Origin of the sequence: Streptomyces sp. NPDC020898 (genome assembly GCF_044333925.1) — a bacterium.
GTDB lineage: Bacteria > Actinomycetota > Actinomycetes > Streptomycetales > Streptomycetaceae > Streptomyces.
Genome location: NZ_JBIRRV010000002.1, coordinates 256,681 through 279,608, shown reverse-complemented (window position 1 = coordinate 279,608; position 22,928 = coordinate 256,681). Strand labels below are relative to the sequence as shown.

Sequence of the window (22,928 nt, the reverse complement as noted above, 5' to 3'; positions counted from 1 at the left end):
CTGCGGCTCGGGGGCGGGAGATGCGTACTCGCTGTACGCGCCGCCAAGCTCAGGCTGTTACGGGGTGGGTTGTCAGGCGGTGGCCTGACGAGCCCGGTTGCGGGCGGCGCGGCGCTTCATGGCACGGCGCTCGTCCTCGCTGAGACCACCCCAGACGCCGGAGTCCTGGCCGGACTCGAGCGCCCACTGCAGACACTGCTCCATGACGGGGCAGCGACGGCAAACGGCCTTGGCTTCCTCGATCTGCAGCAGCGCAGGACCGGTGTTGCCGATGGGGAAGAAGAGCTCGGGGTCTTCCTCGCGGCAAACGGCGTTGTGACGCCAGTCCATGGCTGCTACCTCTCCTTGGTATTACATGCACGTTGCTTTTGCGCGGTGCTTGTGAATGTGAACGCTTTCACGAATCCCTCAACAAGTGAAGGGCCGATCGTCAGACGGACTGACGTGGTCCAGGAAGTGAGGAGGGGTTCTGGCTCTCTGTGGGGGCCGGTGTTGCGGGCCGTCCCGAGCGCCACGTAGAGACTCGCAAACCTCAGCGGCGGATACAACCCCTACCGGAAAGTTTTTTTTGATTCCTCGGTGTCGGCTCGGTCACAGCCGTACTTCCATGGGGTGGACCCTGGTCTAAACGTTCGAGTGGAAGGACTTTAGCCCGTTCCGCTCACACAATCACACGCAGTGCACGGCGTACGCCTGTGAACGTCACGCTCGTTCGCAGTCCGAGGTGGTCGCCGTCCATCTGGAGGGGCAGGGGCACCTTCGAATGCAAGGTGAAGTCCGTCAGGTCGTGCAGGGAGGTGGCATGCCGGCCATGGGGTCCCCGCTCGGGGGACGAAGTAAGCAACTGCATGCCATACCGGGCGACAGCGGACGTCGACATGCGACTGAGACCGAGTACGTCGAGCCCGCTATCGAACGAGGCCTTAGGCGACGCGTACACCGGACGATTACCCAGATACGTCCACGGGGACGTATTGCAGACTATGGACAGCACCAGATCGGTCACCGGGTCGACGCCCGGCTGTTCCAGGGTGATCGTGCCGTGCCGGCGGTTGGCTTCTCCCAGGAACTGGCGCACGACCTGGCGCAGGTAAAGGGAGTGTGTGGATTTCCGGCCGCGCTCCCGCTGCTGCTCCACCCGCCCGATCACTCCGGCGTCGAACCCCAGACCGGCACAGAACGTGAACCAGCGCTCCGGCACGGACTCGTCCTCGGTGCCCGGCGTCCCTCTCGCGACACCCAGGCCCACCGTGCGCTCCCGGTTCTCGCGCAGGGCGTCCAGGAGAACGCCGGTGGCTTCGACGGCGTCGTTGGGCAGGCCGAGGGCGCGGGCGAAGACGTTCGTGGAGCCGCCGGGGACCACGGCGAGGCCGGGCAGCCGGTCCGGGTCGGGCCCGTTGTGCAGCAGCCCGTTCACTACCTCGTTGACCGTTCCGTCGCCGCCGAGGGCGACGACCAGTTCGATGTCCTTGCTCTCCGCCGCCTGCCGGCCGAGGTCACGCGCGTGGCCCCGGTACTCGGTGGTGACCGCCTCGAGTTTCATCTCGCTCGCGAGAGCGTGTGTCAGCACATCGCGCGTACGTGCGCTTGTGGTGGTTGCCGCCGGATTGACCACGAGAAGTGCACGCATGCGATGCAGGGTACCTACTGGGTGGTACTCGGCCCAGGGCAGGTGGGGATCAAGTAAGAGAAGCGGGAGTGAGCCCGGCCACCCGGGCGCACGCCCCCGTGGTGCGGAAGCAGCCCCGGGCGTACAGGGCGGGCCGGGCGCCCCAGTGCCCCAGGGCTACCCTTCGGGAGTGAGCGCTGAGCAGAATTTCACCCCGAAAACCCTCGAACCGACGGGGCCGCGGCCCCTGAGGTTGACGGCGGCGGCCGTGCTCGCCGGCCTGGAGGGGCTCGCCCTGCTGGTCGGCGGGGCCTACATCCTCGTACTGGGGGTGACAGGCGATCCGGACGACCGGCAGCAGGCCGTCACCGGTGGAATCACCCTGATCGTGCTCGCGCTGCTGCCACTGCTCGCCGCGCGCGGGCTGCTGGGGCGGCGCGGCTGGAGCCGGGGGCCGGCCGTCATCACGCAGATCATGGCGCTGCCCGTCGCCTACAACCTGCTCCAGGCCGACAGCATGGCCATTCCGGGCGGGATCGTGCTGGGGGTGGTCGCGGTCACCGCGCTGGTGCTGCTGGTGAACCAGGAGACGACCCGGGCCCTCGGGATCCGGGGGCCCGGCAACGCGTCGGAGTAGCCCCGAGGGGTTACTCCTCGACCAGCAGCTTCTCCCGCAGCTGGGCCAGGGTGCGGGCCAGCAGCCGGGAGACGTGCATCTGGGAGATGCCGACCTCCTGCGCGATCTGAGACTGCGTCATGTTGCCGAAGAAACGCAGCAGCAGGATCCGCTTCTCGCGCGGCGGCAGATCCTCGAGAAGCGGCTTGAGCGACTCGCGGTACTCGACGCCCTCCAGCGCCTCGTCGTACGAGCCCAGGGTGTCCGCTACCGCCGGGGACTCGTCGTCCGTGTCGGGGACGTCCAGGGACAGTGTGGAGTACGCGTTGGCCGACTCCAGGCCCTCCAGGACCTCTTCCTCCGAGATGCCCAGCTTCTCGGCCAGCTCGTGGACCGTGGGGGAGCGGCCGTGCCGCTGCGAGAGCTCCGCCGTCGCCGTGGTCAGCGCGAGGCGCAGCTCCTGGAGCCTGCGCGGGACGCGGACCGCCCAGCCCTTGTCCCGGAAGTGCCGCTTGATCTCGCCGACGACCGTCGGGGTCGCGTACGTCGAGAACTCGACGCCGCGGTCCGGGTCGAAGCGGTCGACCGACTTGATCAGGCCGATGGTCGCGACCTGGGTCAGGTCGTCCAGCGGCTCACCGCGGTTGCGGAAGCGGCGCGCGAGGTGCTCGACGAGCGGGAGGTGCATACGGACCAGCCGGTTGCGCAGCTCCGCGTACTCGGCACTGCCGGCGTCCAGCTCGCGCAGCTCGAAGAACAGCGCCCGCGCCCCGCTGCGGTCCGTCGCGGAGGCGTGGTGCTGCGTGGCGTGTACCGCCGGAGCCGCAGGAGCGGCTTCCGCGGCCGGAGCCGCCTCCGCCGTCTGTGCGCCCTGCGCGTCGTCTCGTTCGTGCTCGCTCATCGTCCCGCCCGTCGACCTTCCCCGAGTCGGCGCCTCAGCGCGAACAGGGGAGACCTCACTTGGCCCTTCCAGGGGCGCACTCTGCACGGCACCTTCCCGATCCAGCTGCCCGTCGTCCTTGAAGCCGATCCCCGAGGGGTCGTCCTCCGGGTGCGGCCGGGCCTGCTCGGGGATGCCGGAGATACCGGCGACGCCGGAGATGGCGTCCGCCGTGCCCCGCGGCCCGTCCGGGCCGCCGCTGCCCTCCGCGGGCAGCTCCCGTGTGCCGCGTTCTTCGTCCCGCACCGGTCCGTCCCCGTTCCTCACGCCGGCCCGGGTCCCGCGCCGCGCTTCTTGTAGAGACTGATCGACACGGTCTTGTCCTCGGCGACAGTGGAGTCGACCTGGCCGGCCAGGGCCGACAGGACGGTCCAGGCGAAGGTGTCGCGCGCGGGGGCGTGACCGTCCGTGGTCGGAGCGGAGACCGTGACCTCCAAGGAGTCGTCGATCAGCCGGAACACACAACTGAGTACGGAGCCGGGCACGGCCTGCTGAAGCAGGATCGCGCAGGCCTCGTCCACTGCGATGCGCAGGTCCTCGATCTCGTCGAGGGTGAAGTCCAAACGGGCCGCGAGTCCGGCCGTGGCCGTACGCAGCACCGACAGATAGGCGCCCGCGGCCGGCAGCCGGACTTCGACGAAGTCCTGGGTCGCGGGCTCGCCTGCGAACTGGGACACCCTCACCTCCAAGGTGGTACAAGCTCTTTCGGGGGCCGAGGGTCGCCCCCCGGGGTAACGCGATACGTGGTGCAGCGGTGACGCTACCGCGCTCTCGACTTTCCTGTCCCGGGACCCCAGCCCCTTGCTGTCACTCATAGTAAACCTATGGATACGCACAGTGGCTAGGGGTCTGCGGGCCCAATTGGGAAGAGCGTGCGCCGGGTTGACGTACCCAGACGTCAGACGGTCGAACCGTCCGGATCCAGAGTCACACGAGTACGCCCCCGGTCACCAATGCCCCTGGTCAGGCGAGGGCGTGGTCAGACGAGGACGTGGTCGACGAAGCACCAGCGCCAGCTCTCGCCGGGTTCGAAGGTACGCATGACCGGGTGCCCGGTGTCCTTGTGATGTGCTGTCGCGTGCCGCATCGGTGAGGAGTCGCAGCAGCCGACGTGGCCGCATTCCAGGCACAGGCGCAGCTGTACCGGATGGGTACCGGTCGCGAGGCACTCCGGACAGGTCTCGGTCTTGGGCTCGGGTTCCGGGAGCGGCAGCGCGTCGGCATGCGTGCACTGTTTCATGATTGCCAGATTACGACGGGTGCGCGGAAAGCCGCGCGGAATACCCAGGGTGGGCGGAACGAGAGTGGGCCTGGACCGATGCATGTGATGCCACTGCTCCTGCTGGTCGCGGGCAGCGGGGCGATCGCCGCCGCCGCCCGCCGCACCCCGATCCCGCCCCCGCTGCTGCTCGTCGCGGCCGGCCTGGTGTTCGCGTACGTCCCCGGGGTGCCCGACTACGGCCTCGACCCGCATGTCGTCCTGCCGCTGATGCTGCCCCCGCTGCTGTACACGGCGGCCGTGGACAGCTCGTACCTCGATCTGCGCGCGCAACTGCGGCCGGTGGCACTGCTGTCGGTGGGGTACGTGCTCTTCGCGACCCTCGTCGTCGGCTGGGCCGCCTATGTGATCGTGCCCGGGATGCCGCTGACCGCCGCGCTGGTCCTCGGTGCGGTGGTGGCACCGCCGGACGCCGTCGCGGCCACGGCGATCGCGCGCCGGATCGGGCTGCCGTCGCGGGTCACCACCATCCTCCAGGGCGAGTCCCTGGTGAACGACGCCACCGCGATCACCGCGTACCGCGTCGCCCTCGCGGCGGCCGTCGGTGAGGGTGCGACCTGGGCGGGCGGGATCGGCGAGTTCCTGCTCGCGGCGGTCGGCGGCATCGGCATCGGGCTGATCCTGATGGTGCCGATCCACTGGCTGCGTACGCACCTGAAGGAAGCGCTGCTGCAGAACACGCTCTCCCTGCTGATCCCCTTCGCGGCGTACGCGGTCGCCGAAGAGGTGCACGCCTCCGGGGTCCTCGCGGTGGTTGTCGTGGCGCTCTACCTGGGACATCGCGCGTGGCAGGTCGATTTCGCGACCCGCCTCCAGGAGGAGGCGGTCTGGAAAATGGTTGCCTTCGTTCTCGAATCGGCCGTCTTCGCCCTGATCGGGCTGCAACTCCCGGTCGTCATGAAGGGCCTCGGGGAGTACGAGGGTGTCGACGCCGCCTGGTACGCGATCGCCGTCTTCCTCGTGGTCGTCGTCACCCGGTTCGCCTGGGTGTACCCGGGAACGTTCGTGCCCCGGCTCCTGTCGGCGCGGATCAGGGAACGCGAGCCGAACCCCACCTGGAAGGGCGCGTTCGTCATCTCCTGGGCCGGGATGCGCGGGGTCGTGTCGCTGGCCATCGCCTTCTCGATCCCGCTCACCATGGAGGGCGGGGAAGCGTTCCCGGAACGGAATCTGATCCTCTTCCTGACCTTCACGACGGTCATCGGCACGCTGGTCGTCCAGGGCCTGACGCTGCCCCCGCTGATCCGCCTGCTGAAGCTGCCCGGCCGCGACGCGCAGGCCGAGACGCTCGCGGAGGCGAACGCTCAGGCGCAGGCCTCCAGAGCGGCGGAAGGGCGCCTCGAAGAGCTGCTGGAGGACGAGCGCAACGCGCTGCCCCCACCCCTGGCGGACCGGCTGCGGACGGTGCTGGAACGCCGCCAGAACGCCGTCTGGGAGCGGCTGGGCGCGGTCAACCCGGTCACCGGCGAGACGGCGGACGACACGTACCGGCGGCTTTCGCGGGAGATGATCAGCGCCGAACGCGAGGTGTTCGTGCGGCTGCGGGACGCGCGGTACATCGAGGACGAGATGCTCCGGACGTTGCTGCGCCGGCTGGACCTGGAGGAGGCGGCGGCGTTCCGGGAGACGGAATAGGGGTGAGGCGTTTTGCGTCGTCTACGGGAACGGGCGGCCGGTGATGACCGCCGCGACGGTCGTTCCGTTTGCGAACGCGCCGTCTTCCGCGAGGGCGACAAGTCCGTAGAGCATCTTGGCGACATAGAGACGTTCCACGGGTACGTCGTGACGGGCCTCGAAGTCGTCGGCGAAGGCGTGCAGTTCGGGGGTGGTGCGGGCGTAGCCGCCGAAGTGGAAACGGTGGTCGAGGCTCCAGGAGCCCCGGGGTCCGCCGAAGGCGAGGTCCTGGAGGGTGCGTATCTCCGCGTCCAGGAAGCCGCCCTTGAGGACGGGGATGCCGAGGGCACGCTGCTCGGGGGCGAGGCCCGCCGCCAGGCCGGCGAGGGTACCGCCGGTGCCGCAGGCGACCGCGACGACGTCGGCGTTTCCGCGCAACTCCTCGCCGAGGTCGCGGCAACCGCGCACGGCGAGGGAGTTGCTGCCGCCTTCCGGCACGACGTACGCGTCCTCGGCGCCGGCCGCGCGGCGGATAGCACCAAGCACTTCGGGCTCTGATTTCTGCCGGTACGTCGATCTGTCGACGAAGTGCAGACGCATGCCGTTCGCCGTGCAGTGGGCGAGGGAGGGGTTGAGGGGGCGGTCGGCGAGTTCCTGACCCCGGACGACCCCGATGGTGGGCAGCCCGAGGAGGCGCCCGGCGGTGGCTGTGGCCCGCAGGTGGTTGGAGTAGGCGCCACCGAAGGTAAGAACCGGCCGACCGGCGGCGGCTTCCAGGTTGGGCACCAGCTTGCGCCACTTGTTGCCGACCAGATCCGGATGGATGAGGTCGTCCCGCTTGAGAACCAGCCGGAGCCCGCGCCGCCCGAAGCGGACGTCAGCGAGTTCCTGGAGAGGGGCGGGAAGCGGACCGGAGAGACGCACGATGCCATTGTCGTACGCCGCTTTCCCACCCACCCGCCCCCGCCGCTTCTTCAGCCCAGGCCCGGGCCGGCGTGTCCGGTGCCTGAGAGGCTGGGTCAGTGCCGCCAAGGCCGTGTTTCCCACCCGCCCACCCGCCTCGCCTCGATTGCCAGACGACCTCGGAACTTCTCGCCGTCGGCCCGCACCTTCAGCCCGTCTGGCGTTCGAGGACAAGGCCGTCCGGCCCCAGCTTCTTTCCCGCCCACCCGCCCTCGCCGCTTCTTCAGCCCAGCCCAGGCATCTCAGCCCGTCCGGTGTTCGAGGACAAGGCCCGTTCAGGGCCGTAGCGGGGGTCTGGGGGCGCAGCCCCCAGGAAGGGATGGGACGGGTAAGGGCGGCGGGGGCGAGAAGAACCCGGGTCACTTCAGACGGTCCCGCACCCGTTCCCGTAGCCACCCCATGCTGAAGCCCCGGGGATCGATCTTGCCGGGCTGCCATTCGAGGTGGCCGATCACCGAGCGCTCCGTCCATCCATGGTGCCGGCACAGCGCCGCGGCGACCTTCTCGATGGCGTCGAGCTGAACCTGCGGCCAGGGATCCTCCCCGTCGCCGAGGTTCTCGCACTCGAAGCCGTAGAAGTGGCGGTTGCCGTCCGTGTTGGCCTCGTTGTCCGGCGGAAGGGCCTTCTCCGCGATCACCGCGCGCAGGACGTCGTCGTCACCCGAACCCGCGTGATTGGCCCGGCCATAGCCGACCAGGTGAACGCAGCCGTCCTTGGTGATGACGCCGTGACACAGGGGACCGGGAAGCTTGGCGTAGCCCTCGCGGCAGAGTTCCACCGTGTACTCGCTGCCCTTGGTCACCGTGTGATGGATCATCACGCCGTGGACCGGGCCCCAAGGGCCTTTGTGATTGCGGTTGTGGTGGGTCCAGTCGCCGACTTCGACGACGGTGACGCCTTCCGCCCTGAGTTGGTCCCGGAATCCGGCAGCGGACATGGGAGGGGCCATGACCGTCTCCTTCGTGCTGCGCGACGGCCACCGGTCGTGACCGCCTCGTACCGCAGCTTGTACCGGAATCCGACGGTCACGGGCGAATTGTTCGTACGGCGAGCGAGCCGATCCGGTCAGTGCTGCCGACCGGTGGTGTCAGCCGCGCCGCCGACGGGCCGTCACTGGCGCAGGACCGCGTCCCCGTTGACCGCGATGTGGCTCTCCAGAGCCTGCATGGCCCGCTGGGTCGCGTCGGGGGAACCGCTGCCGCGCCGCTCCGCGTAGTACGCCGCGCCCAGTTTCTTGAGCAGGTCGCTGCCGGCCCGCTGGGTCTGTACCTCGTCGAGCTTCTGCTTGCCCTGCGTCAGGCCGCGCTGTGCCTGTTCTTTGGCGCGGTCCAGGAAGCCTGCCATCGATCTCTCCAGTCGTTGTCCGTCGATGGTTCAAACGCTTGACCCGATCTTGAAGTTCCCGCCGAGGCGGCGGAAGACGCATTTCTCGTTCGCCGGGCCGAACAGGTTGACGAAGAACTGCTTTGTGCCCACTTCGAGGGTGATCCATTCCCGCTCATTCGTGTAATAGCACTGGCACGTTCTGTGCGGAAGGGTGGTGCGCGCAGGCGTCCGATGGGGATCAACGCATCGGCGCATTAAGCGTTAATGGGAGGGCAGTTCTTTATGTCGGTAGGCGAAGAGGTCCGCACGGAGCAGGACAAGCCGCAGCAGAGTCTCGGCACATCGGCCGCGCGGAACCTGGCCACGACCACCAAGTCCGTACCCCAGATGCAGGAGATCAGCTCGCGCTGGCTGCTGCGGATGCTCCCCTGGGTGAACGTGCAGGGTGGTACATACCGTGTGAACCGCCGGCTCACCTACTCCGTGGGAGACGGCCGTCTGACGTTCGTCAAGACCGGTGAGCGCGTGGAAGTGGTCCCCGCGGAGCTTTCCGAGTTGCCGGCGCTGCGGACCTACGAGGACGCGGACGGGGAGGTGTTCGCCGAACTCGCCCGGCGCTGCCAGCAACGGGAGTTCACGGCCGGCTCGGAGATCGCCTCCTTCGGCAGCCCGAACGACGAGGTGTTCCTGCTGGCCCACGGCAAGGTCGAGAAGATCGGCACGGGCCCGTACGGGGACGACGCCGAACTCGGCATGCTGGCCGACGGCGCGTACTTCGGGGACCAGGCGCTGCTCGACCCCGACGCCCTGTGGGAGTACACGGCCCGCGCGGTCACCGCGTGCACCGTGCTGACCCTCTCCCGTCAGCACTTCGAGCAGGTCGCCGAGCGTGCCGACTCGCTGCGCGGGCACCTCCAGGCGCTGAGCGCGATCCCGGAGCAGCACGCCAACAGGTACGGCGAGAAGGAGATCGACCTCGCGGCCGGTCACAGCGGCGAACCGGACATCCCGCGCACGTTCGTCGACTACGAGGCCAGGCCCCGTGAGTACGAACTGAGCATCGCCCAGACCGTGCTGCGCATCCACTCCCGCGTGGCCGACCTCTACAACCAGCCGATGAACCAGACCGAGCAGCAACTCCGGCTCACCGTCGAGGCGCTGAAGGAGCGTCAGGAGCACGAACTCATCAACAACAGGGAGTTCGGGCTGCTCAGCAACTGCGAGTACGACCAGCGGCTCCAGCCGCACGACGGCGTACCCAGCCCCGACGACCTGGACGAACTGCTCAGCAGGCGGCGCGGGACCAAGTTCCTGCTCGCCCACCCGCGCGCGATCTCCGCGATCGGCCGTGAGCTGAACAGGCGCGGACTCGTCCCCGAGACGATCGACATGAGCGGCAACCGCATCCCCACCTGGCGCGGTGTGCCGATCTTCCCGTGCAACAAGATCCCGGTCACCGAGGCCCGTACGACCTCGATCATCGCCATGCGTACCGGCGAGGCCGAGCAGGGTGTCATCGGGCTCCAGCAGGCCGGTATCCCGGACGAGATCGAGCCCAGCCTGTCCGTGCGCTTCATGGGCATCAACGAGCAGGCGGTCATCAACTACCTGGTGACGGCCTACTACTCGGCGGCCGTCCTGGTGCCGGACGCACTCGGCGTGCTGGAGAACGTCGAGATCGGCCGCTGGCGGTGACCCCGCCCCACGGCCCGGCCGAGACCATCCAGACCCTGGGAAGGCGGAGCCCCATCGGTAGTCCGGCCCAGACGCCTTCGGAGGGGTCGGGGACACGGGAACGGCCGGCCGTGGGCGCAAGGATGACGGATTCACCCGGAACGCAGGACCAGGGGGAGGCCGGGAAGCAGTCCGGGGAGGTCGGTGGACCCGGAGGTGCGGACGGGCAGGATGCCGCCCTCATCATGGAGCAGGCCCGGGCCATGGTCGATCCCGTGTTGCGCGGGGCGGTCGAGTCGCTGCCCGGGGCCATGCGCCGGGTCGCGCTCTACCACTTCGGGTGGGAGCACGCGGACGGCACCCCGGCGGCGGGCAACGCGGGCAAGGCGATCCGCCCCGCGCTCGTGCTGACCGCGGCCGCGGCACTCGGCGGACGGCAGGAGACAGCCGTACGGGCCGCCGCCGCGGTGGAGTTGATCCACAACTTCACCCTGCTGCACGACGACGTCATGGACCGGGACACCACCCGCAGACACCGGCCCACCGCGTGGACCGTGTTCGGCGACGCCGACGCGATCCTCGCCGGGGACGCCCTGCAGGCACTGGCGCTGCGGCTGCTCGCCGAGGACCCGCACCCGGCGTCCGCCATCGCATCCGCCCGGCTCGCGACCTGCGTCGTGGAACTGTGCGAGGGGCAGCACGCGGACACGGCCATGGAGAAGTGCGGCCCCGGCGAGGTCACCCTCGACGAGTGCCTCGTCATGGCCGAGGCGAAGACGGGCGCGCTGCTCGGCTGCGCCTGTGCCCTCGGGGCGCTGTACGCGGGCGGGGCCGCCGCGGACGTCGAGGCGATGGACGCGTTCGGCCGTGAGGCCGGGCTCGCCTTTCAGCTCATCGACGACGTGATCGGGATATGGGGGGACCCGAGTCGCACCGGCAAGCCGGCCGGGGCGGATCTGGTCGCCCGCAAGAAGTCCCTGCCCGTGGTCGCCGCACTGGCCTCCGGCACACCGGCGGCCGCCGAACTGGCCGAGTTGTACTCGGTTCCGTACGAGAAGGAGCAGGAAGGGGCACTGGAGCGGACGGTGCTGGCCGTTGAGCGGGCGGGCGGCCGGGACTGGGCGCAGCTCCAGGCGGCCGACCGGATGGCCCGCGCGATACACGAACTGTCCCGTGCGGTCCCCGATCCGGAGGCTGCGGGCGGCCTGCTGTCCCTGGCCGAGTTCGTGACCCGCCGGACCACCTGAGGGCCCCGGAGCCACCCATGGCGGGGCGTACGGCCCTGACTCCGTACGCCCCGGGGTGGCGCTCCGGCCGGCGGGTCCCGCACATCCCCACGGTGTGCGGGCCCCGCCTCATCCCGCACACACGTAAGCACCCGTTAGGCTCAACCGCCGTACGATCACCGGCGGTTGGGACAAAAGGGGCGGGACATGGGCGTGGCGATACGGACGGCGGACGAGGGCGACAGAGAGCTGGTCGTCCGGCTGCTGGACGGGGCTTTCCAGGACGATCCGGTGAGCGGCTGGGTCTTCCCGGACGCGGCGCACCGCCGTGCGACGCATCCCAGGCTGATGGCCGCCTTCCTCGACATCGTGCTCGCCGAGGGCCGGGTCGACCTCGCCGAGGACGGCACGGCATGCGCCCTCTGGCTGTCCGTCCCCGCGGACGCTCACCCGGAGGACGCAGGAGACGCCGGGGACGCAGAGCAGGGCGACGACGATGCCGCCCAGTTGCGCGAGGCCGTCGATCCCGACAACGAGCGGGTCGAACTGATCGGGCGGCTGACGGCCGGCATCCACCCCGCCGGGCGCGCCCACGAATACCTGTGGATGATCGCCGTAGCACCGGACAACCAGGGCCGGGGACTGGGTACGACCCTCCTCCAGCACGTCCTCGACCGCTGCGACCGCGAGGGCCTGGCCGCCTATCTGGAGGCGAGCAGCGCCCGCAGCCGCAAACTGTACGAGCGGCTCGGCTTCGATCTCCTGGACCGCCCCCTCGACCTCCCGGACGGCCCTCAGATGTGGCCGATGTGGCGCGAGCCTCAGGCCTGAGCTGTGTCCCGCCCGTCCCGCGGGTCCTGCCCGTCCGGTACGACCGTCGCAACGATCCGTTCCACCAGCCCCTCCGGGACGGTGACTCCCGGTAGTACGCCGTCCAGCACGTCCGGCAGCGTCAGGTGCTCCAGGATCAGCCCGAGCATCGCGAGGTAGAGCACCGTGACGGTCTCGTCGCCGCCGGGCAGCCCGGCCGCGCGATGGAACCGCATGCCCTCCTCCAGGTCCCCGCGCACCGACTTGGTGTACGAGGCGCGCAGTTCGGGGCGCCGGGTGGCTTCGAGGCGCATCTCCAGGAGGGCCAGGTACCCCGTGCGGTCGCGGGTCGCCCGGCCCATCAGGTCGTGCATGAAAGCCGCGACGAGTGAGCGGTCCCTGGGCAGTTCCAGCAGCCCGGCCAGCACCTCGGGGTCGGGCGCGAGCCGTTCGTGCAGCCGGGCGTCGATCTGCCGCAGCAGGTCGTCGCGCCCGGTGAAGTAGTTCGAGACGGTGCCCGTGGGCACGCCTGCCTCCGCGTCCACCGCCCGGAACGTCAGCCCGCGCGCCCCTTCGCGCGCCAGCACCTCGACCCCGGCATCGACGAGGCCCGCCCTGCGCCCCGGATTCCTGACCACCCGGAACCTCCTTCCCGAACTCTCCGAAAACGGCTCCCCGAAAACCGCTGGTAACCACTACAGATGAAGCACTATAACTGAAGTGGTTCAAGCGCCATACGACCCCCATCGACAGGAGAACGGCTTGCGAAAGCTCACCTACTTCATCGCCTGCACGATCGACGGCTTCATCGGGGACGAGGCAGGCGACGCCTCCTTCATGTACCCGTTCGTCGACGAGCAGTTCCTGGAGTTCCTGAAGACCGAGTACCCCGAGACCATCTCGACCGGAGCCCGCCGAGCCCTCGGCGACATCGGCGACCTGCCCAACCGCCGTTTCGACACGGTCGTCCAGGGCCGGGCCAGCTACGAGGTGGCCCTGAAGGAGGGCATCACCAGCCCGTACGCCCACCTGCGCGAGTACGTCGCCTCGCGCACCCTGGGGGAGTCGCCCGACCCCCACGTGGAGATCATCGCCGCCGACCTGGTCGCCAGGGCCCGCGAACTCAAGGCGGAGGACCGCGAGCAGGGCATCTACCTGTGCGGCGGCTCGCAGCTCGCGGGCGAGCTGCTCGACGAGATCGACGACCTCGTCATCAAGACCTACCCGGTCGTCCTCGGCACCGGCATGCCGATGTTCGGCTCCGGCTTCGACATCACGGAGTTCACCCTCGACGAGGTGCGCCCGTTCAAGAACGGCGCGCTCGTGCGGACGTACAGCAGAAAGCGCTGACGCGGCAGAAAGTGTCGAACCGGCGGGGAGCGCCCCGGACACTCCCGCAATACCCTGAGGGAATGGACAGAGGAGAGCACGCCTGTCCCGTCTGCGGACAGCCTGTGGCCACGGTCGTACGGCGGCACAAGACCCTGGGCGCATGGGTACCGAAGTGGGTCGCCGGGCCGTGCCGGAGCCCCGAGTGCGATGCGTACGTCGAGCCGGGCGCCGAGGCCGAGCCGAAAAAGGCGGCGAAAAGCAGCGAGAAGACGTAGAGAATCCCCGTCCGGCTCCGACGTACCCGTGAGAGCCGCCCGATCCGGGTGGCCCGAGCCGAAGGAGCGGTCATGAAGTACCTGGTGATGGTGCGGGGCACGCAGGCGGACTACGACGTGCAGAACGGCAAGGGGTCCGCGGACAGCCCGGTCTGGACCGAGAAGGACCTCCAGACCATGTACGCGTACATGGGCGCGATCAACGACGACCTCGCCGAGACCGGCGAGTTCCTCGACGCGAACGGCCTGGCCGAGCCCAAGCAGATCCGGCACGTCTCGCTCGGCAAGGACGGCTCCACGGTGATCACCGACGGTCCGTACGGCGAGACCAAGGAGCTGATGGCCGGCTACTGGCTCCTGGAGTGCGCGAGCCTGGAGCGGGTCACCGAGATCGCCGCCCGCGTCACGCGCTGCCCGATCCCCGAGGGCGTACCGAACTACCCCGTGGAGATCCGGCCCGTGCCCGTGTTCGACGCCGGGGACCTGTGAGCCCTCGTACCCCGACCGGCATCGAGGACCTGCTGCGCATGCACGCGCCGCAGGTCCTCGGCGCGCTGGTCCGGCGGTACGGGCACTTCGACGCGGCGGAGGACGCCGTACAGGAGGCGCTGATCGCGGCCGTACGGCAGTGGCCGGCGGACGGGGTGCCGGACAATCCGCGCGGCTGGCTGATCAGGGTCGCCGCCCGGCGGCTGACCGACGCGCTGCGCGCCGAGGAGGCGCGGCGGGCGCGGGAGGAGAAGGCGGCGGCGCTCGCGCCGCGCGACACGTTCACCGCCCCGCCGCCCGGGGCGGACCGCGCGCCCCGCGAGGACGACACCCTCACGCTCCTCTTCCTGTCCTGCCACCCGGACCTGACCCCGCCCGCGCAGATCGCGCTCACCCTGCGGGCGGTCGGCGGCCTGACGACGGCGGAGATCGCCCGCGCGCACCTGGTCCCCGAGGCGACGATGGCGCAGCGCATCAGCCGCGCCAAGCAGAAGGTGCGAGGCGTGCGCTTCGCCCGGCCGGACAACTGGGGGCAACGCCTCCCCGCGGTCCTCCAGACCCTCTACCTGATCTTCAACGAGGGCTATACGGCGACCTCCGGAGCGAGTCTCCAGCGCCGCGACCTGGCCGCCGAGGCGATCCGCCTGACCCGGACCGTCCACCGCCTCCTCTCCGACGACGCCGAGGTGGCGGGCCTGCTCGCCCTGATGCTGCTCACCGACGCCCGCCGGGACGCCCGCAGCGGCCCGCATGGTGAGCTGATCCCCCTCGACGAACAGGACCGCGCCCGCTGGGACAAGGCGGCGATCGAGGAAGGCGTGGAACTGGTCACGAGGGCCCTGTCCCGGGGCCGGCCGGGCCCGTACCAGCTGCGCGCCGCGATCGCCGCCGTCCACGACGAGGCGACCTCGGCCGAGACGACGGACTGGCACGAGATCCGCGGGCTGTACGACGTACTCGTGGCGCTGGTGCCCGGTCCCGTCGAGCGCCTCAACCGGGCCGTCGCCGTCGCGATGGCCGACGGCCCGCGCGCGGGGCTGGCCGAACTGGAGCTGCTGGCAGGCGAGTCGGGACCCGGTAACTACCGGCTGGACGCGGTCCGGGGGCATCTGCTGGAGCGCGCCGGCGACCCGGCCGGGGCCAGGGCCGCCTACGAGTCGGCGGCGGCCGGGACGCTCAGCCTGCCCGAACAGCGTTACCTGCGGGCGCGGGCGGCGCGGCTGCGCCCGTAGGTTGGGTCCATGTCAGAACTCGCCCCCAAACCGCTGCCGCGCATCCTCCACATCACCGAACGCGCCCTCTGGGACGCGGCCCGGGAGCGAGGCGCGTACGAGATGTCGACGCGTGGCCGCACCCTCCAGGAGGAGGGTTTCATCCACTGCTCGACCCGTGCCCAACTCCCGCGCGTCGCAGCCTTCCTGTACGGCTCCTACGACGGCCCCGACGAGCTGGTGGTGCTGGTCGTGGACCCTGCCCTGCTTGACGTACCCCTGAAATACGAGGCCCCGAAGCCAGGCGCCGAGGAGTTCCCGCACGTGTACGGGCCGATCCCGGTGGCCGCTGTGGTGGACGTCGAGGTGTGGCGGTGACCCGTGGGGCGTGGCGGTGGGCCGTGCTGGTGTGGGCGGTCGCGGTGGCCGTCGGGGGCGGGCTCACGGTGTGGCTGCAGGACTCGGCGGAGCCGCGGGGACCTACGGCCGGTACGGGACGGGCGACAGCGATCCGGCGCCGCTGCTGCGGCAGGACGTGGAGGACCTGTGCCGGGAGAAGCCGGGAGCTTCCCCGACACCGGACGCGGACGGTCCGATCGTGGTGTGTATGGACGAGACCCCTCGCTAGGCGGGGTCGGCTGACGGCGTCGCCTTCGGCAGCCCGCCCGTCTCCGGGTCGCGGCCGGTGAGGCAGTACGTGCCGCCCGCCGGGTCGCGCATGACCGTCCAGTGGGTGCCGTGGGCGACCAGGGACGCGCCCAGCTTTTCGTGGCGGGCGCGGGTCGTCTCCATGTCGGCGCAGGCCAGGTCCAGGTGGGCGGAGGCGGCGGGCCGCTCGGTGCCGAGGCGCTGGAGAAGGATACGGACGGGGAGGCCGGCCGGGGGCCTGAGGACGCGGAACTCCGGGAGTGAGCCGGTGAGGGAGTCCCACCCGGTGAGCCGTTCCCAGAAGGCGACTTCGGCCTCGTAGGCGGCGGGCGGGATGTCGATGGCCACCTGGTCGAGGCGGCTGCCGTCCACCACGGCGGGCCGTACCGCCTCCCCGTGCCAGGGCACGGCACAGAACAACTGCCCGGCGGGCGACCGCAGTACGGCCCACCCCGCATGTGCACCGACTGTCGCCGCCCCGAGCGCCGATGCGGACCCGACGAACGCGTCCACGTCCTCCACGGCGAAGTCGAGATGGGCACCGCCGTCCCCGGAGTCGACGCCCTGCACCTTGACGCAAGGATCGCCCGTGCCCGGCAGCAGGGTCACGAACTCGCCCTGCTCGCCCCGGGTTTCGGACAACCGGGTGTCCGTGACGGCGGTCCAGAACGCCCGGGTGGGGCCGAGGAGGGCGGCGGGTCGGTCGATGAAGGCGTAGGTCCAGCGGATACCGATGCTCATGGGGCGATCGTAGGTCGGCGGTTCTTTCGAGCCACCTGGGTTTCGGCGAGTGGACTCCGTCGACCCCCTGGACAGCGCATGGGGAACACACCGGCCCCCACTGGCCCCACTCGGACGTCACCGGCTGTCCGCGTCCGGTCCGCGAACTGTCCGTGTCACCTGCACGCTTTCCAGGAACAGCCTTTGCCCGCCGTTCGTCGCGAGGACGCCTGCGCTTGCTTCCATCGGGGCCATGGACCACACATCACGTTCCTGGTGGCGGACTGGACCGCACTGGGCCGGGTCGCCGCTGTGAGCCTCGGGGTCACCGTCGCCGTGGTCGTCGTCTTCGCCGTCGGCGTCCTTGGACTCGCCCGGGTCGAGGGCGCGCGCGAGAATGACGGCGACACCCACACACTCGGCCTCGCCCAGGCGGGGCTGTGCTTCCTGACGTGCGCGGCCGTGGTCGCGTACGGCATCTATCTGATCGTGCCGCAGTTCCACTGACCGCCGACACGCAGATGTCGGGGAGGCCCACAGGATGACACCACTGATGACCGGACTGAAGGTCGACTACAGCGACCACGACGAACCCGTCCTCATCCGGCCCGACGGCAGGCCGGTCGAGACCTGGCGGGAGAACTACCCGTACCCCGAGCGCATGGAGCGCAAGGAGTACGAGTGGCACAAGCGGCTCCAGCAGATCGAACTGCTGAAGCTCCAGAGCTGGATCAAACAGACCGGCCGCCGGCTGGTCGTCGTCTTCGAGGGCCGGGACGCGGCCGGCAAGGGCGGCACGATCAAGCGCTTCACCGAACATCTCAACCCACGCGGCGCCCGCGTCGTGGCCCTGGAGAAACCCACCGAACGCGAACGCGGCCAGTGGTACTTCCAGCGGTACGTCGAACACCTCCCGACTGCCGGCGAGATCGTCCTGTTCGACCGCTCCTGGTACAACCGGGCCGGCGTGGAACGGGTCATGGGCTTCTGTACGGACGACGAGTACCGCCGCTTCACCCGCCAGACCCCGCTGTTCGAACGCATGCTCGTCGACGACGGCGTCGACCTGATCAAGTTCTGGTTCTCGGTCTCCCAGGGCGAACAGCGCACCCGCTTCACGATCCGCCAGGTCGACCCCGTACGGCAGTGGAAACTGAGCCCCATGGACCTCGCCTCCCTGGACCGCTGGGACGACTACACGGCGGCCAAGGTCGCCATGTTCCGCGAGACGGACACCGAACAGGCCCCCTGGACGGTGGTGAAGAGCAACGACAAGAAGCGGGCGCGGGTCGAGGCGATGCGCAGCGTGCTGGCCCGCTTCGACTACACGGGCAAGGACGAGGAGGTCGTCGGCAGCCCCGACCCGCGCATCGTGGGCGCGGCCGCGAACCTGCTGGAGGCGGGGGAGGACGACGACGGCGTGTGAACCGCCCCCAGCGGGCAGGCCTCTGACGTGACCGAACTCTCCGCCGCCACCGACCGAACGCGCCTCGCCAACAGCGCGTACAGCAGCGAACGGGACCTGGCCGCCCGCCAGTCGCTCTACCAGTGGCAGAAGCCTCGCCAGGACCTGCCGGGCATCGTCGCCGAGCAGCTGACCGGTGTGCGCGGGGGCGGGCGTGTGGTCGACGTCGGCTGCGGCAACGGCACGTACGTCCAGCGCCTCCGTGAGGACCGCCCCGACCTGGTGGTGCTCGGCCTGGACATCTCGCCCGGCATCCTCGCCACCGTCCCCGGCCCGGTCGCCGTCGCGGACGTCACGCGGCTACCCCTGGCCACGGGGAGCGTCGACGCGGCCCTGGCGATGCACATGCTGTACCACGTGCCCGATATCGCCCTGGCGGTCAGGGAGTTGTCGCGCGTCGTCTCCCGTGACGGGGTGGTGATCGCTTCCACCAACGGCGACCGCGACAAGGCCGAACTCGACGACCTGTGGCAGCGCGCCGCCAGCGACGTACTCGGCTCCGGACAGGAGCCGACCCGGTTCTCGCTCGGCGCCCGCTTCACCCTGCAGAACGCGCCGACCCTCCTGGGGGAGGAGTTCGGCACGGTGGAGACACTCGAACTGCCGAGCACGGTCACCGTCCACGACCCCGCCCCGATCGTCGCGTACCTGGCGTCCTACCGAGCATGGGCGGACCAGTACGACGTCCCCTTCGACGCGACCGTGCAGCGGGCCCGCACGATCGTCACCGAACAGATCGCCCGGCAGGGGGCGTTCGAGGTCGGGTGCCGGGCGGGGATTCTGGTGTGCCGTCGCTGAACGGGCCGGGCAGCGAAAAGGGCCGGTCGAAATCGACCGGCCCTTTTCGCTGGAGGCCTGGGTCAGGCCTTCTTGGTCTCCCAGAAGATCTTGTCGATCTGGGCGATGTAGTCCAGGGCCTTCTGGCCCGTCGCCGGGTCCGTGGACGCCTTGGCGGCCGAGAGGGCCTTCAGGGCATCGTTGACCAGCTGGTGCAGCTCCGGGTACTTCTCGAAGTGCGGGGGCTTGAAGTAGTCGCTCCACAGCACCGAGACGTGGTGCTTGGCGAGCTCTGCGCGCTGCTCCTTGATGACGGTGGCGCGCGCCTGGAAGTGAGGGTCGTCGTTGGCGGCCATCTTGTCCTGCACGGCCTTCACCGACTCCGCCTCGATGCGGGCCTGGGCCGGGTCGTACACACCGCAGGGCAGGTCGCAGTGAGCGCTGACCTTGACCTTGGGGGCAAACAGGCGGGAAAGCATGGAGCGTTCCTTCCTCGTGATCGTCTTCTCAGGTGCGACATTACTCCCTGGGAGAGGGGTTTTCGCGAGTGCCCCCATGGGCTTAGGACAAAAGTAGGGGGTCAGACTGGGACTGGTGGAGGACGAGAACCGGGGAGGTGCCGGCATGCAGGAGCTGTCGCAGGATAGCGAACACGTGAGCGAACGCGAGAGCGGGCGGGAGAGTGAACATGGAGGGGCTGCGAAGCCCTTCGGGTGGGTCGAGGTGACCGGGCCGTCGATGGTGCCCACGCTGTATCACGGCGATTTTCTCGTGGTGCGGTTCGGCGGCCGGGTCAGGGCCGGTGACATCGTCGTACTGCGCCATCCGTTCCAGCAGGACCTGCTGGTCGTCAAGCGGGCCGCGGAACGGCGTGAGGGCGGCTGGTGGGTGCTCGGGGACAACTCCTTCGCCGGTGGGGACAGCACCGACTATGGAACCGTGCCGCACGATCTGATCCTGGGCAGGGTCCGGTTCCGGTACCGGCCGCTGAAGCCCGGTCAGCGCTCGCCGTTGGCGCTGGTGCGCTGGGCGCTGTCGGCCGCCAGGCCCGTCTTCTCGGACCGGTCCGCCTCCAGGCGTTTGCGGGCGCGGTAGGCGGCCACGTTGGCCCGGGTCGCGCAGCGGTCGGAACAGTAGCGGCGGGAGCGGTTCGTCGAGGTGTCCAGGTAGGCGTTCCGGCACGGCGGTGCCTCGCACAGGCCCAGGCGGTCCACGCCGTACTCGGTGAGGTGGAAGGCCAGGCCCATCGCGGCGATGGCGGCATAGCCCGCGGTCGCGTTGGACGGGTGGTCGGCGAGGTGCATGTGCCACAGCGGGCGCCCGTCGTCGTCCCGGAAGTCGTGCCCGGAGATCTGCGGGCTCACCGGGAACTCCAGCAGGAGCGAGTTCAGCAGGTCCACCGAGAGTGTCTCGTCGCCGGTGTCCGCCGCCTCGAAGACCGCGCGCAGGCGGGCCCGTACGGAGCGGAACCGGGTCACGTCGGCGTCGGTGGCGCGACGGGCAGCCTGCTGGTTGGCGCCGAAGAGATCGCGGACGGCGTCGGTCGAGGTCAGCGAGTCCTTTCCGCGTGCCGGTTCCTCGGTGTTGACGAGACGCACGGCATAGTCCGAGTAATAGGCCAGTTCCACTTGTAGTCCTTACGGGGGCGTTCTATGGTCGTGGATGCGAGGACGTAACAGCTGATATTGCTTCCAGGGTATTACGCATACGTGGGAAGGGGCTTCAATGACCACCACTACCAGTACGAACGCCGGAACCGACTGGAATGCCTGGCAAACGAGCTGGGACCGGCAGCAGGAGTGGTATATGCCGGACCGCGAGGAACGCTTCCGGATCATGCTCGACATGGTCGAGGCCCTGGTCGGCCCCGCCCCGCGCGTGCTCGACCTCGCGTGCGGCACAGGAAGTATCACGTCCCGGCTGTTCGACCGGTTCCCGCAGGCCACCAGCACCGGCGTCGACCTCGACCCGGCGCTCCTCGCCATCGCCGAGGGCACCTTCGCGGGCGACGACCGCGTCACCTTCGTCACGGCCGACCTCAAGGACCCGGAGTGGGCGAGCGGGCTGCCGTACGACTCGTACGACGCCGTTCTGACCGCCACCGCCCTGCACTGGCTGCACAGCGAACCCCTCGCGGACCTCTACGGCCGGATCGCGGAGGTCGTCCGCGACGGCGGTCTGTTCATGAATGCGGACCACATGATCGACGACAGCACGCCCCGGATCAACGCGGCGGAGCGCGCACTGCGCCACGCACGTATGGATCAGGCCAAACAGGACGGTGTCGTCGACTGGGCGGACTGGTGGCAGCTCGCCGCCCAGGACCCCGTCCTCGCCGGGCCGACGGCCCGCCGCTTCGAGATCTACGGCGAGCACGCCGAGGGCGACATGCCCTCCGCCGAGTGGCACGCGCGCGTCCTGCGCGAGAAGGGGTTCGCGGAGGCACGCCCGGTGTGGTGCTCACCCTCGGACACGCTGCTGCTCGCGCTCAAGTAGCCCGGCGGAGCAGGTGGTTCAGGCGGTACGGGAAATCCGTACCGCCCTTTTTCGTGTGTGCTGCGTCCTGTTCGTGTCCCCACCGCACTGGAGAGGGTGAGACGGTCCTCGAACAGTGGACCGGGAGAGGGGGAAGGATGATGCGGGGCGCGGACGCGACTCTGCACGCCTTCGTGGAGGGCAGACGCACGGCGCTGTTCCGGAGCGCCTATCTGCTCTGCGGCAACCGTGACGAGGCCGAGGACCTCGTCCAGACGACGCTGGTGAAGGTCGTCCTCGGGGCGCGCAGATACGGGCGGCTGGACAACCTCGAGGCCTATGCGCGCCAGACGCTGATCAACACCTTCATCGCGGGGCGCCGGCGCTTCTGGCGGCGCGAGCACGCGTACGGCGAGGTGCCGGACGCGGCCGGGGTGTCGGTGGACAGCGACACGGGGGTGATGGTGCGGGCCGCTCTCGCGCGACTCGCGCCCAAACAGCGGGCGGTGCTGGTGCTGCGCTACTGGGAGGACCTCAGCGTCAACGACACCGCGGACCTGCTCGGCATGCGGGTGAGCACGGTGAAGAGCCACACGGCCAGGGGAATCGCGGCGATGCGGGCCGCGGTGCAGGAGGAACACGTATGAGCGTCGAAGAGATCGACGAGGTCGAGACGTGGCTGGAGGGGCGCGAGCTCCTCGGGCGGGCCGTGGGCGGGGTCTCCGCGCCGACGGGAGGCGGTTCGGGCAGTACGGAGGCGGTGTTCGCGCGGGCCGCGCGGCTGCGGTGGCGGCGCCGGGGCGGGATGACGATCCTCGCGGCGGCCGCGGTCACGGCGGGTGTGATCGCCGGGCCCGGGTGGCTGATGTACGACGAGGGCGGTGGCAGCGCCGCGAGCCCGGCGACGATCAAGCCTCCCGGCGAGGCCACCGCCCTGGCGTCCGAGTTCGCGAAGCTGTTGCCCGCCGGTGTCGGTGCGATCCGTGAAGTGGACATGGACTACGTCCTGTTCCGGCAGGGGGAGCATGCGGAGGCCGGACCTTTCGGCAAGTACTACGGCTCCTACACGGTCACCAAGGACGGCGGTGTCGGGTACCTCCGGGTCATCAATAGTTACAGCAGCGGTCCGACCGCGGGCTGGAGGAATCCCTGTTCGATTCCGGGCAAGGAGGACGGACAGGAATGCACCTTCGAGAGGCTGCCGAACGGCAACGTCCTCGAATTCCGGAAGGGCTGGGATCACAGCAGCGTCTTCCTGGACAAGAAGCGCACCTGGGGCGAGTATCTCGTCGCCACGCTCTACCTGAAGGCCGGCGGCACGCTCGAGGTCCACGACACCACCGGCTTCACGGGCAGGTACTCACTGGGGCCACTGCTCAAAACGACGCCGCTGACCAAGAGCCAACTGCGTGAACTGGCGCTCACGCCCGAGCTGTTGAAGACGAGGAGCAGTTAGGACAACGCGGAAGGGGCGGTAC

The 22,928-nt window shown here is 69.8% G+C and carries 30 protein-coding genes; 18 read left to right on the top strand and 12 right to left on the bottom strand.

Going from position 1 to position 22,928, the window contains the following annotated elements:
• Positions 1-72: 72 nt before the first annotated feature.
• Together ACH4TV_RS09180 and ACH4TV_RS09175 are read right to left on the bottom strand one after the other, a co-directional pair.
• A complete protein-coding gene (locus ACH4TV_RS09180; RefSeq protein WP_006380970.1) occupies positions 73-330 on the bottom strand; it encodes a WhiB family transcriptional regulator in 258 nt (85 codons plus the stop codon).
• 331 nt (positions 331-661) lie between these two features.
• Positions 662-1,630: a diacylglycerol/lipid kinase family protein gene (locus tag ACH4TV_RS09175; RefSeq protein ID WP_398395861.1), complete on the bottom strand. Its 969-nt coding sequence runs from the start codon at positions 1,628-1,630 to the stop codon at positions 662-664.
• Between the two features lie 169 nt (positions 1,631-1,799).
• Between ACH4TV_RS09175 and ACH4TV_RS09170 the strand changes: the two genes are divergently transcribed.
• A complete protein-coding gene (locus tag ACH4TV_RS09170) occupies positions 1,800-2,246 on the top strand; it encodes a hypothetical protein (protein ID WP_398395859.1) in 447 nt (148 codons plus the stop codon).
• A gap of 10 nt (positions 2,247-2,256) precedes the next feature.
• On the opposite strand, the gene ACH4TV_RS09165 is transcribed toward ACH4TV_RS09170, so the two are convergent.
• The 3 genes from ACH4TV_RS09165 to ACH4TV_RS09155 all read right to left on the bottom strand — a co-directional run bounded on the left by ACH4TV_RS09165 (position 2,257) and on the right by ACH4TV_RS09155 (position 4,405).
• Positions 2,257-3,432, bottom strand: coding sequence for an RNA polymerase sigma factor SigF (locus ACH4TV_RS09165; RefSeq protein ID WP_398395857.1), 1,176 nt, complete (start codon positions 3,430-3,432; stop codon positions 2,257-2,259).
• Positions 3,429-3,842, bottom strand: coding sequence for an anti-sigma regulatory factor (locus ACH4TV_RS09160; protein ID WP_053744517.1), 414 nt, complete (start codon positions 3,840-3,842; stop codon positions 3,429-3,431). Before ACH4TV_RS09160 ends, ACH4TV_RS09165 begins: the two co-directional genes overlap by 4 nt.
• 302 nt (positions 3,843-4,144) lie before the next feature.
• Positions 4,145-4,405, bottom strand: a complete 261-nt coding sequence (locus ACH4TV_RS09155; protein WP_398395855.1) for a UBP-type zinc finger domain-containing protein — start codon at positions 4,403-4,405, stop codon at positions 4,145-4,147.
• 78 nt (positions 4,406-4,483) lie between these two features.
• Between ACH4TV_RS09155 and ACH4TV_RS09150 the strand changes: the two genes are divergently transcribed.
• Positions 4,484-6,079: a Na+/H+ antiporter gene (locus ACH4TV_RS09150; RefSeq protein ID WP_398395853.1), complete on the top strand. Its 1,596-nt coding sequence runs from the start codon at positions 4,484-4,486 to the stop codon at positions 6,077-6,079.
• A 21-nt stretch (positions 6,080-6,100) separates the two neighbouring features.
• Here ACH4TV_RS09150 and ACH4TV_RS09145 read toward each other — a convergent pair whose 3' ends face one another.
• From ACH4TV_RS09145 to ACH4TV_RS09135, 3 genes are all read right to left on the bottom strand, one after another.
• Positions 6,101-6,982, bottom strand: coding sequence for a 1-aminocyclopropane-1-carboxylate deaminase/D-cysteine desulfhydrase (locus tag ACH4TV_RS09145; protein ID WP_398395851.1), 882 nt, complete (start codon positions 6,980-6,982; stop codon positions 6,101-6,103).
• Positions 6,983-7,380: 398 nt separating this feature from the next.
• Positions 7,381-7,971, bottom strand: coding sequence for an N-acetylmuramoyl-L-alanine amidase (locus tag ACH4TV_RS09140; RefSeq protein ID WP_398395849.1), 591 nt, complete (start codon positions 7,969-7,971; stop codon positions 7,381-7,383).
• 161 nt (positions 7,972-8,132) lie between these two features.
• On the bottom strand, positions 8,133-8,366 hold the full coding sequence (locus ACH4TV_RS09135) for a hypothetical protein (protein ID WP_398395847.1): 234 nt from the start codon (positions 8,364-8,366) through the stop codon (positions 8,133-8,135).
• A 264-nt stretch (positions 8,367-8,630) separates the two neighbouring features.
• Between ACH4TV_RS09135 and ACH4TV_RS09130 the strand changes: the two genes are divergently transcribed.
• From ACH4TV_RS09130 to ACH4TV_RS09120, 3 genes are all read left to right on the top strand, one after another.
• On the top strand, positions 8,631-10,043 hold the full coding sequence (locus tag ACH4TV_RS09130) for a family 2B encapsulin nanocompartment shell protein (protein WP_398395845.1): 1,413 nt from the start codon (positions 8,631-8,633) through the stop codon (positions 10,041-10,043).
• 122 nt (positions 10,044-10,165) lie between these two features.
• Complete coding sequence (locus tag ACH4TV_RS09125; protein WP_398395843.1) at positions 10,166-11,269, top strand: family 2 encapsulin nanocompartment cargo protein polyprenyl transferase; 1,104 nt, start codon at positions 10,166-10,168, stop codon at positions 11,267-11,269.
• A 186-nt stretch (positions 11,270-11,455) separates the two neighbouring features.
• A complete protein-coding gene (locus ACH4TV_RS09120; RefSeq protein WP_398395841.1) occupies positions 11,456-12,079 on the top strand; it encodes a GNAT family N-acetyltransferase in 624 nt (207 codons plus the stop codon).
• Here the strand turns inward: ACH4TV_RS09120 and ACH4TV_RS09115 are convergent.
• Positions 12,070-12,696 carry a TetR/AcrR family transcriptional regulator gene (locus ACH4TV_RS09115; protein ID WP_398395839.1) on the bottom strand — a complete coding sequence of 209 codons (627 nt, stop codon included), beginning with the start codon at positions 12,694-12,696 and terminating at the stop codon, positions 12,070-12,072. The genes ACH4TV_RS09120 and ACH4TV_RS09115 overlap by 10 nt on opposite strands.
• A 124-nt stretch (positions 12,697-12,820) precedes the next feature.
• Between ACH4TV_RS09115 and ACH4TV_RS09110 the strand changes: the two genes are divergently transcribed.
• From ACH4TV_RS09110 to ACH4TV_RS09085, 6 genes are all read left to right on the top strand, one after another.
• On the top strand, positions 12,821-13,408 hold the full coding sequence (locus tag ACH4TV_RS09110; protein ID WP_398395837.1) for a dihydrofolate reductase family protein: 588 nt from the start codon (positions 12,821-12,823) through the stop codon (positions 13,406-13,408).
• 62 nt (positions 13,409-13,470) lie between these two features.
• On the top strand, positions 13,471-13,665 hold the full coding sequence (locus tag ACH4TV_RS09105) for a hypothetical protein (protein WP_398395835.1): 195 nt from the start codon (positions 13,471-13,473) through the stop codon (positions 13,663-13,665).
• Between the two features lie 72 nt (positions 13,666-13,737).
• On the top strand, positions 13,738-14,154 hold the full coding sequence (locus tag ACH4TV_RS09100; protein WP_398395833.1) for a YciI family protein: 417 nt from the start codon (positions 13,738-13,740) through the stop codon (positions 14,152-14,154).
• The gene (locus ACH4TV_RS09095; RefSeq protein ID WP_398395831.1) at positions 14,151-15,386 is read left to right on the top strand and encodes an RNA polymerase sigma factor; all 1,236 of its coding nucleotides are present in this window, start codon (positions 14,151-14,153) and stop codon (positions 15,384-15,386) included. Before ACH4TV_RS09100 ends, ACH4TV_RS09095 begins: the two co-directional genes overlap by 4 nt.
• Positions 15,387-15,395: 9 nt before the next feature.
• Complete coding sequence (locus ACH4TV_RS09090) at positions 15,396-15,743, top strand: DUF952 domain-containing protein (protein ID WP_398395829.1); 348 nt, start codon at positions 15,396-15,398, stop codon at positions 15,741-15,743.
• Positions 15,744-15,813: 70 nt separating this feature from the next.
• Positions 15,814-15,993, top strand: a complete 180-nt coding sequence (locus ACH4TV_RS09085) for a hypothetical protein (protein ID WP_398395827.1) — start codon at positions 15,814-15,816, stop codon at positions 15,991-15,993.
• Here ACH4TV_RS09085 and ACH4TV_RS09080 read toward each other — a convergent pair.
• Entirely contained in the window at positions 15,990-16,748 is a 759-nt protein-coding gene (locus ACH4TV_RS09080) for a VOC family protein (protein WP_398396563.1), read from the bottom strand. The genes ACH4TV_RS09085 and ACH4TV_RS09080 overlap by 4 nt on opposite strands.
• A 258-nt stretch (positions 16,749-17,006) precedes the next feature.
• On the opposite strand from ACH4TV_RS09080, the gene ACH4TV_RS09075 reads away from it, so the two are divergent.
• Genes ACH4TV_RS09075 through ACH4TV_RS09065 form a run of 3 tightly spaced genes read left to right on the top strand, consistent with a single transcriptional unit; the run spans position 17,007 to position 18,996 of the window.
• A complete protein-coding gene (locus ACH4TV_RS09075) occupies positions 17,007-17,240 on the top strand; it encodes a hypothetical protein (protein WP_398396561.1) in 234 nt (77 codons plus the stop codon).
• A gap of 34 nt (positions 17,241-17,274) precedes the next feature.
• Positions 17,275-18,159: a polyphosphate kinase 2 gene (gene ppk2, locus ACH4TV_RS09070; protein ID WP_398395825.1), complete on the top strand. Its 885-nt coding sequence runs from the start codon at positions 17,275-17,277 to the stop codon at positions 18,157-18,159.
• Between the two features lie 27 nt (positions 18,160-18,186).
• A complete protein-coding gene (locus tag ACH4TV_RS09065; RefSeq protein ID WP_398395823.1) occupies positions 18,187-18,996 on the top strand; it encodes a class I SAM-dependent methyltransferase in 810 nt (269 codons plus the stop codon).
• A 62-nt stretch (positions 18,997-19,058) separates the two neighbouring features.
• Here the strand turns inward: ACH4TV_RS09065 and sodN are convergent, their stop codons facing one another.
• Entirely contained in the window at positions 19,059-19,454 is a 396-nt protein-coding gene (gene sodN / locus ACH4TV_RS09060) for a superoxide dismutase, Ni (protein ID WP_005480378.1), read from the bottom strand.
• A gap of 145 nt (positions 19,455-19,599) precedes the next feature.
• Here sodN and sodX point away from each other — a divergent pair, with 145 nt between their 5' ends.
• Positions 19,600-20,070 (top strand): nickel-type superoxide dismutase maturation protease, encoded by a 471-nt coding sequence (gene sodX / locus ACH4TV_RS09055; RefSeq protein WP_398396559.1) that lies wholly within the window; start codon positions 19,600-19,602, stop codon positions 20,068-20,070.
• Here the strand turns inward: sodX and ACH4TV_RS09050 are convergent.
• Positions 19,974-20,603 (bottom strand): CGNR zinc finger domain-containing protein, encoded by a 630-nt coding sequence (locus ACH4TV_RS09050; RefSeq protein ID WP_398395821.1) that lies wholly within the window; start codon positions 20,601-20,603, stop codon positions 19,974-19,976. The two genes, sodX and ACH4TV_RS09050, sit on opposite strands and share 97 nt — an antisense overlap.
• A 97-nt stretch (positions 20,604-20,700) precedes the next feature.
• Here ACH4TV_RS09050 and ACH4TV_RS09045 point away from each other — a divergent pair, with 97 nt between their 5' ends.
• From ACH4TV_RS09045 to ACH4TV_RS09035, 3 genes are all read left to right on the top strand, one after another.
• On the top strand, positions 20,701-21,471 hold the full coding sequence (locus ACH4TV_RS09045) for a class I SAM-dependent methyltransferase (protein ID WP_398395819.1): 771 nt from the start codon (positions 20,701-20,703) through the stop codon (positions 21,469-21,471).
• Positions 21,472-21,608: 137 nt separating this feature from the next.
• Positions 21,609-22,097 (top strand): SigE family RNA polymerase sigma factor, encoded by a 489-nt coding sequence (locus tag ACH4TV_RS09040; protein WP_398395817.1) that lies wholly within the window; start codon positions 21,609-21,611, stop codon positions 22,095-22,097.
• Positions 22,094-22,906, top strand: coding sequence for a hypothetical protein (locus ACH4TV_RS09035; RefSeq protein ID WP_398395815.1), 813 nt, complete (start codon positions 22,094-22,096; stop codon positions 22,904-22,906). Before ACH4TV_RS09040 ends, ACH4TV_RS09035 begins: the two co-directional genes overlap by 4 nt.
• The last annotated feature ends 22 nt before the right edge of the window (positions 22,907-22,928 follow it).

Coding starts and splice junctions, on each gene's coding strand:
- ACH4TV_RS09090 (WP_398395829.1), top strand. CDS start 15,396: ATGTCAGAACTCGCCCCCAAACCGCTGCCGCGCATCCTCCACATCACC.
- ACH4TV_RS09180 (WP_006380970.1), bottom strand. CDS start 330: ATGGACTGGCGTCACAACGCCGTTTGCCGCGAGGAAGACCCCGAGCTC.
- ppk2 (WP_398395825.1), top strand. CDS start 17,275: ATGACACCACTGATGACCGGACTGAAGGTCGACTACAGCGACCACGAC.
- ACH4TV_RS09100 (WP_398395833.1), top strand. CDS start 13,738: ATGAAGTACCTGGTGATGGTGCGGGGCACGCAGGCGGACTACGACGTG.
- ACH4TV_RS09105 (WP_398395835.1), top strand. CDS start 13,471: ATGGACAGAGGAGAGCACGCCTGTCCCGTCTGCGGACAGCCTGTGGCC.
- ACH4TV_RS09135 (WP_398395847.1), bottom strand. CDS start 8,366: ATGGCAGGCTTCCTGGACCGCGCCAAAGAACAGGCACAGCGCGGCCTG.
- ACH4TV_RS09120 (WP_398395841.1), top strand. CDS start 11,456: ATGGGCGTGGCGATACGGACGGCGGACGAGGGCGACAGAGAGCTGGTC.
- ACH4TV_RS09155 (WP_398395855.1), bottom strand. CDS start 4,405: ATGAAACAGTGCACGCATGCCGACGCGCTGCCGCTCCCGGAACCCGAG.
- ACH4TV_RS09175 (WP_398395861.1), bottom strand. CDS start 1,630: ATGCGTGCACTTCTCGTGGTCAATCCGGCGGCAACCACCACAAGCGCA.
- ACH4TV_RS09140 (WP_398395849.1), bottom strand. CDS start 7,971: ATGGCCCCTCCCATGTCCGCTGCCGGATTCCGGGACCAACTCAGGGCG.
- ACH4TV_RS09045 (WP_398395819.1), top strand. CDS start 20,701: ATGACCACCACTACCAGTACGAACGCCGGAACCGACTGGAATGCCTGG.
- ACH4TV_RS09040 (WP_398395817.1), top strand. CDS start 21,609: ATGATGCGGGGCGCGGACGCGACTCTGCACGCCTTCGTGGAGGGCAGA.
- ACH4TV_RS09125 (WP_398395843.1), top strand. CDS start 10,166: ATGACGGATTCACCCGGAACGCAGGACCAGGGGGAGGCCGGGAAGCAG.
- sodX (WP_398396559.1), top strand. CDS start 19,600: ATGCAGGAGCTGTCGCAGGATAGCGAACACGTGAGCGAACGCGAGAGC.
- ACH4TV_RS09150 (WP_398395853.1), top strand. CDS start 4,484: ATGCATGTGATGCCACTGCTCCTGCTGGTCGCGGGCAGCGGGGCGATC.
- sodN (WP_005480378.1), bottom strand. CDS start 19,454: ATGCTTTCCCGCCTGTTTGCCCCCAAGGTCAAGGTCAGCGCTCACTGC.
- ACH4TV_RS09130 (WP_398395845.1), top strand. CDS start 8,631: ATGTCGGTAGGCGAAGAGGTCCGCACGGAGCAGGACAAGCCGCAGCAG.
- ACH4TV_RS09035 (WP_398395815.1), top strand. CDS start 22,094: ATGAGCGTCGAAGAGATCGACGAGGTCGAGACGTGGCTGGAGGGGCGC.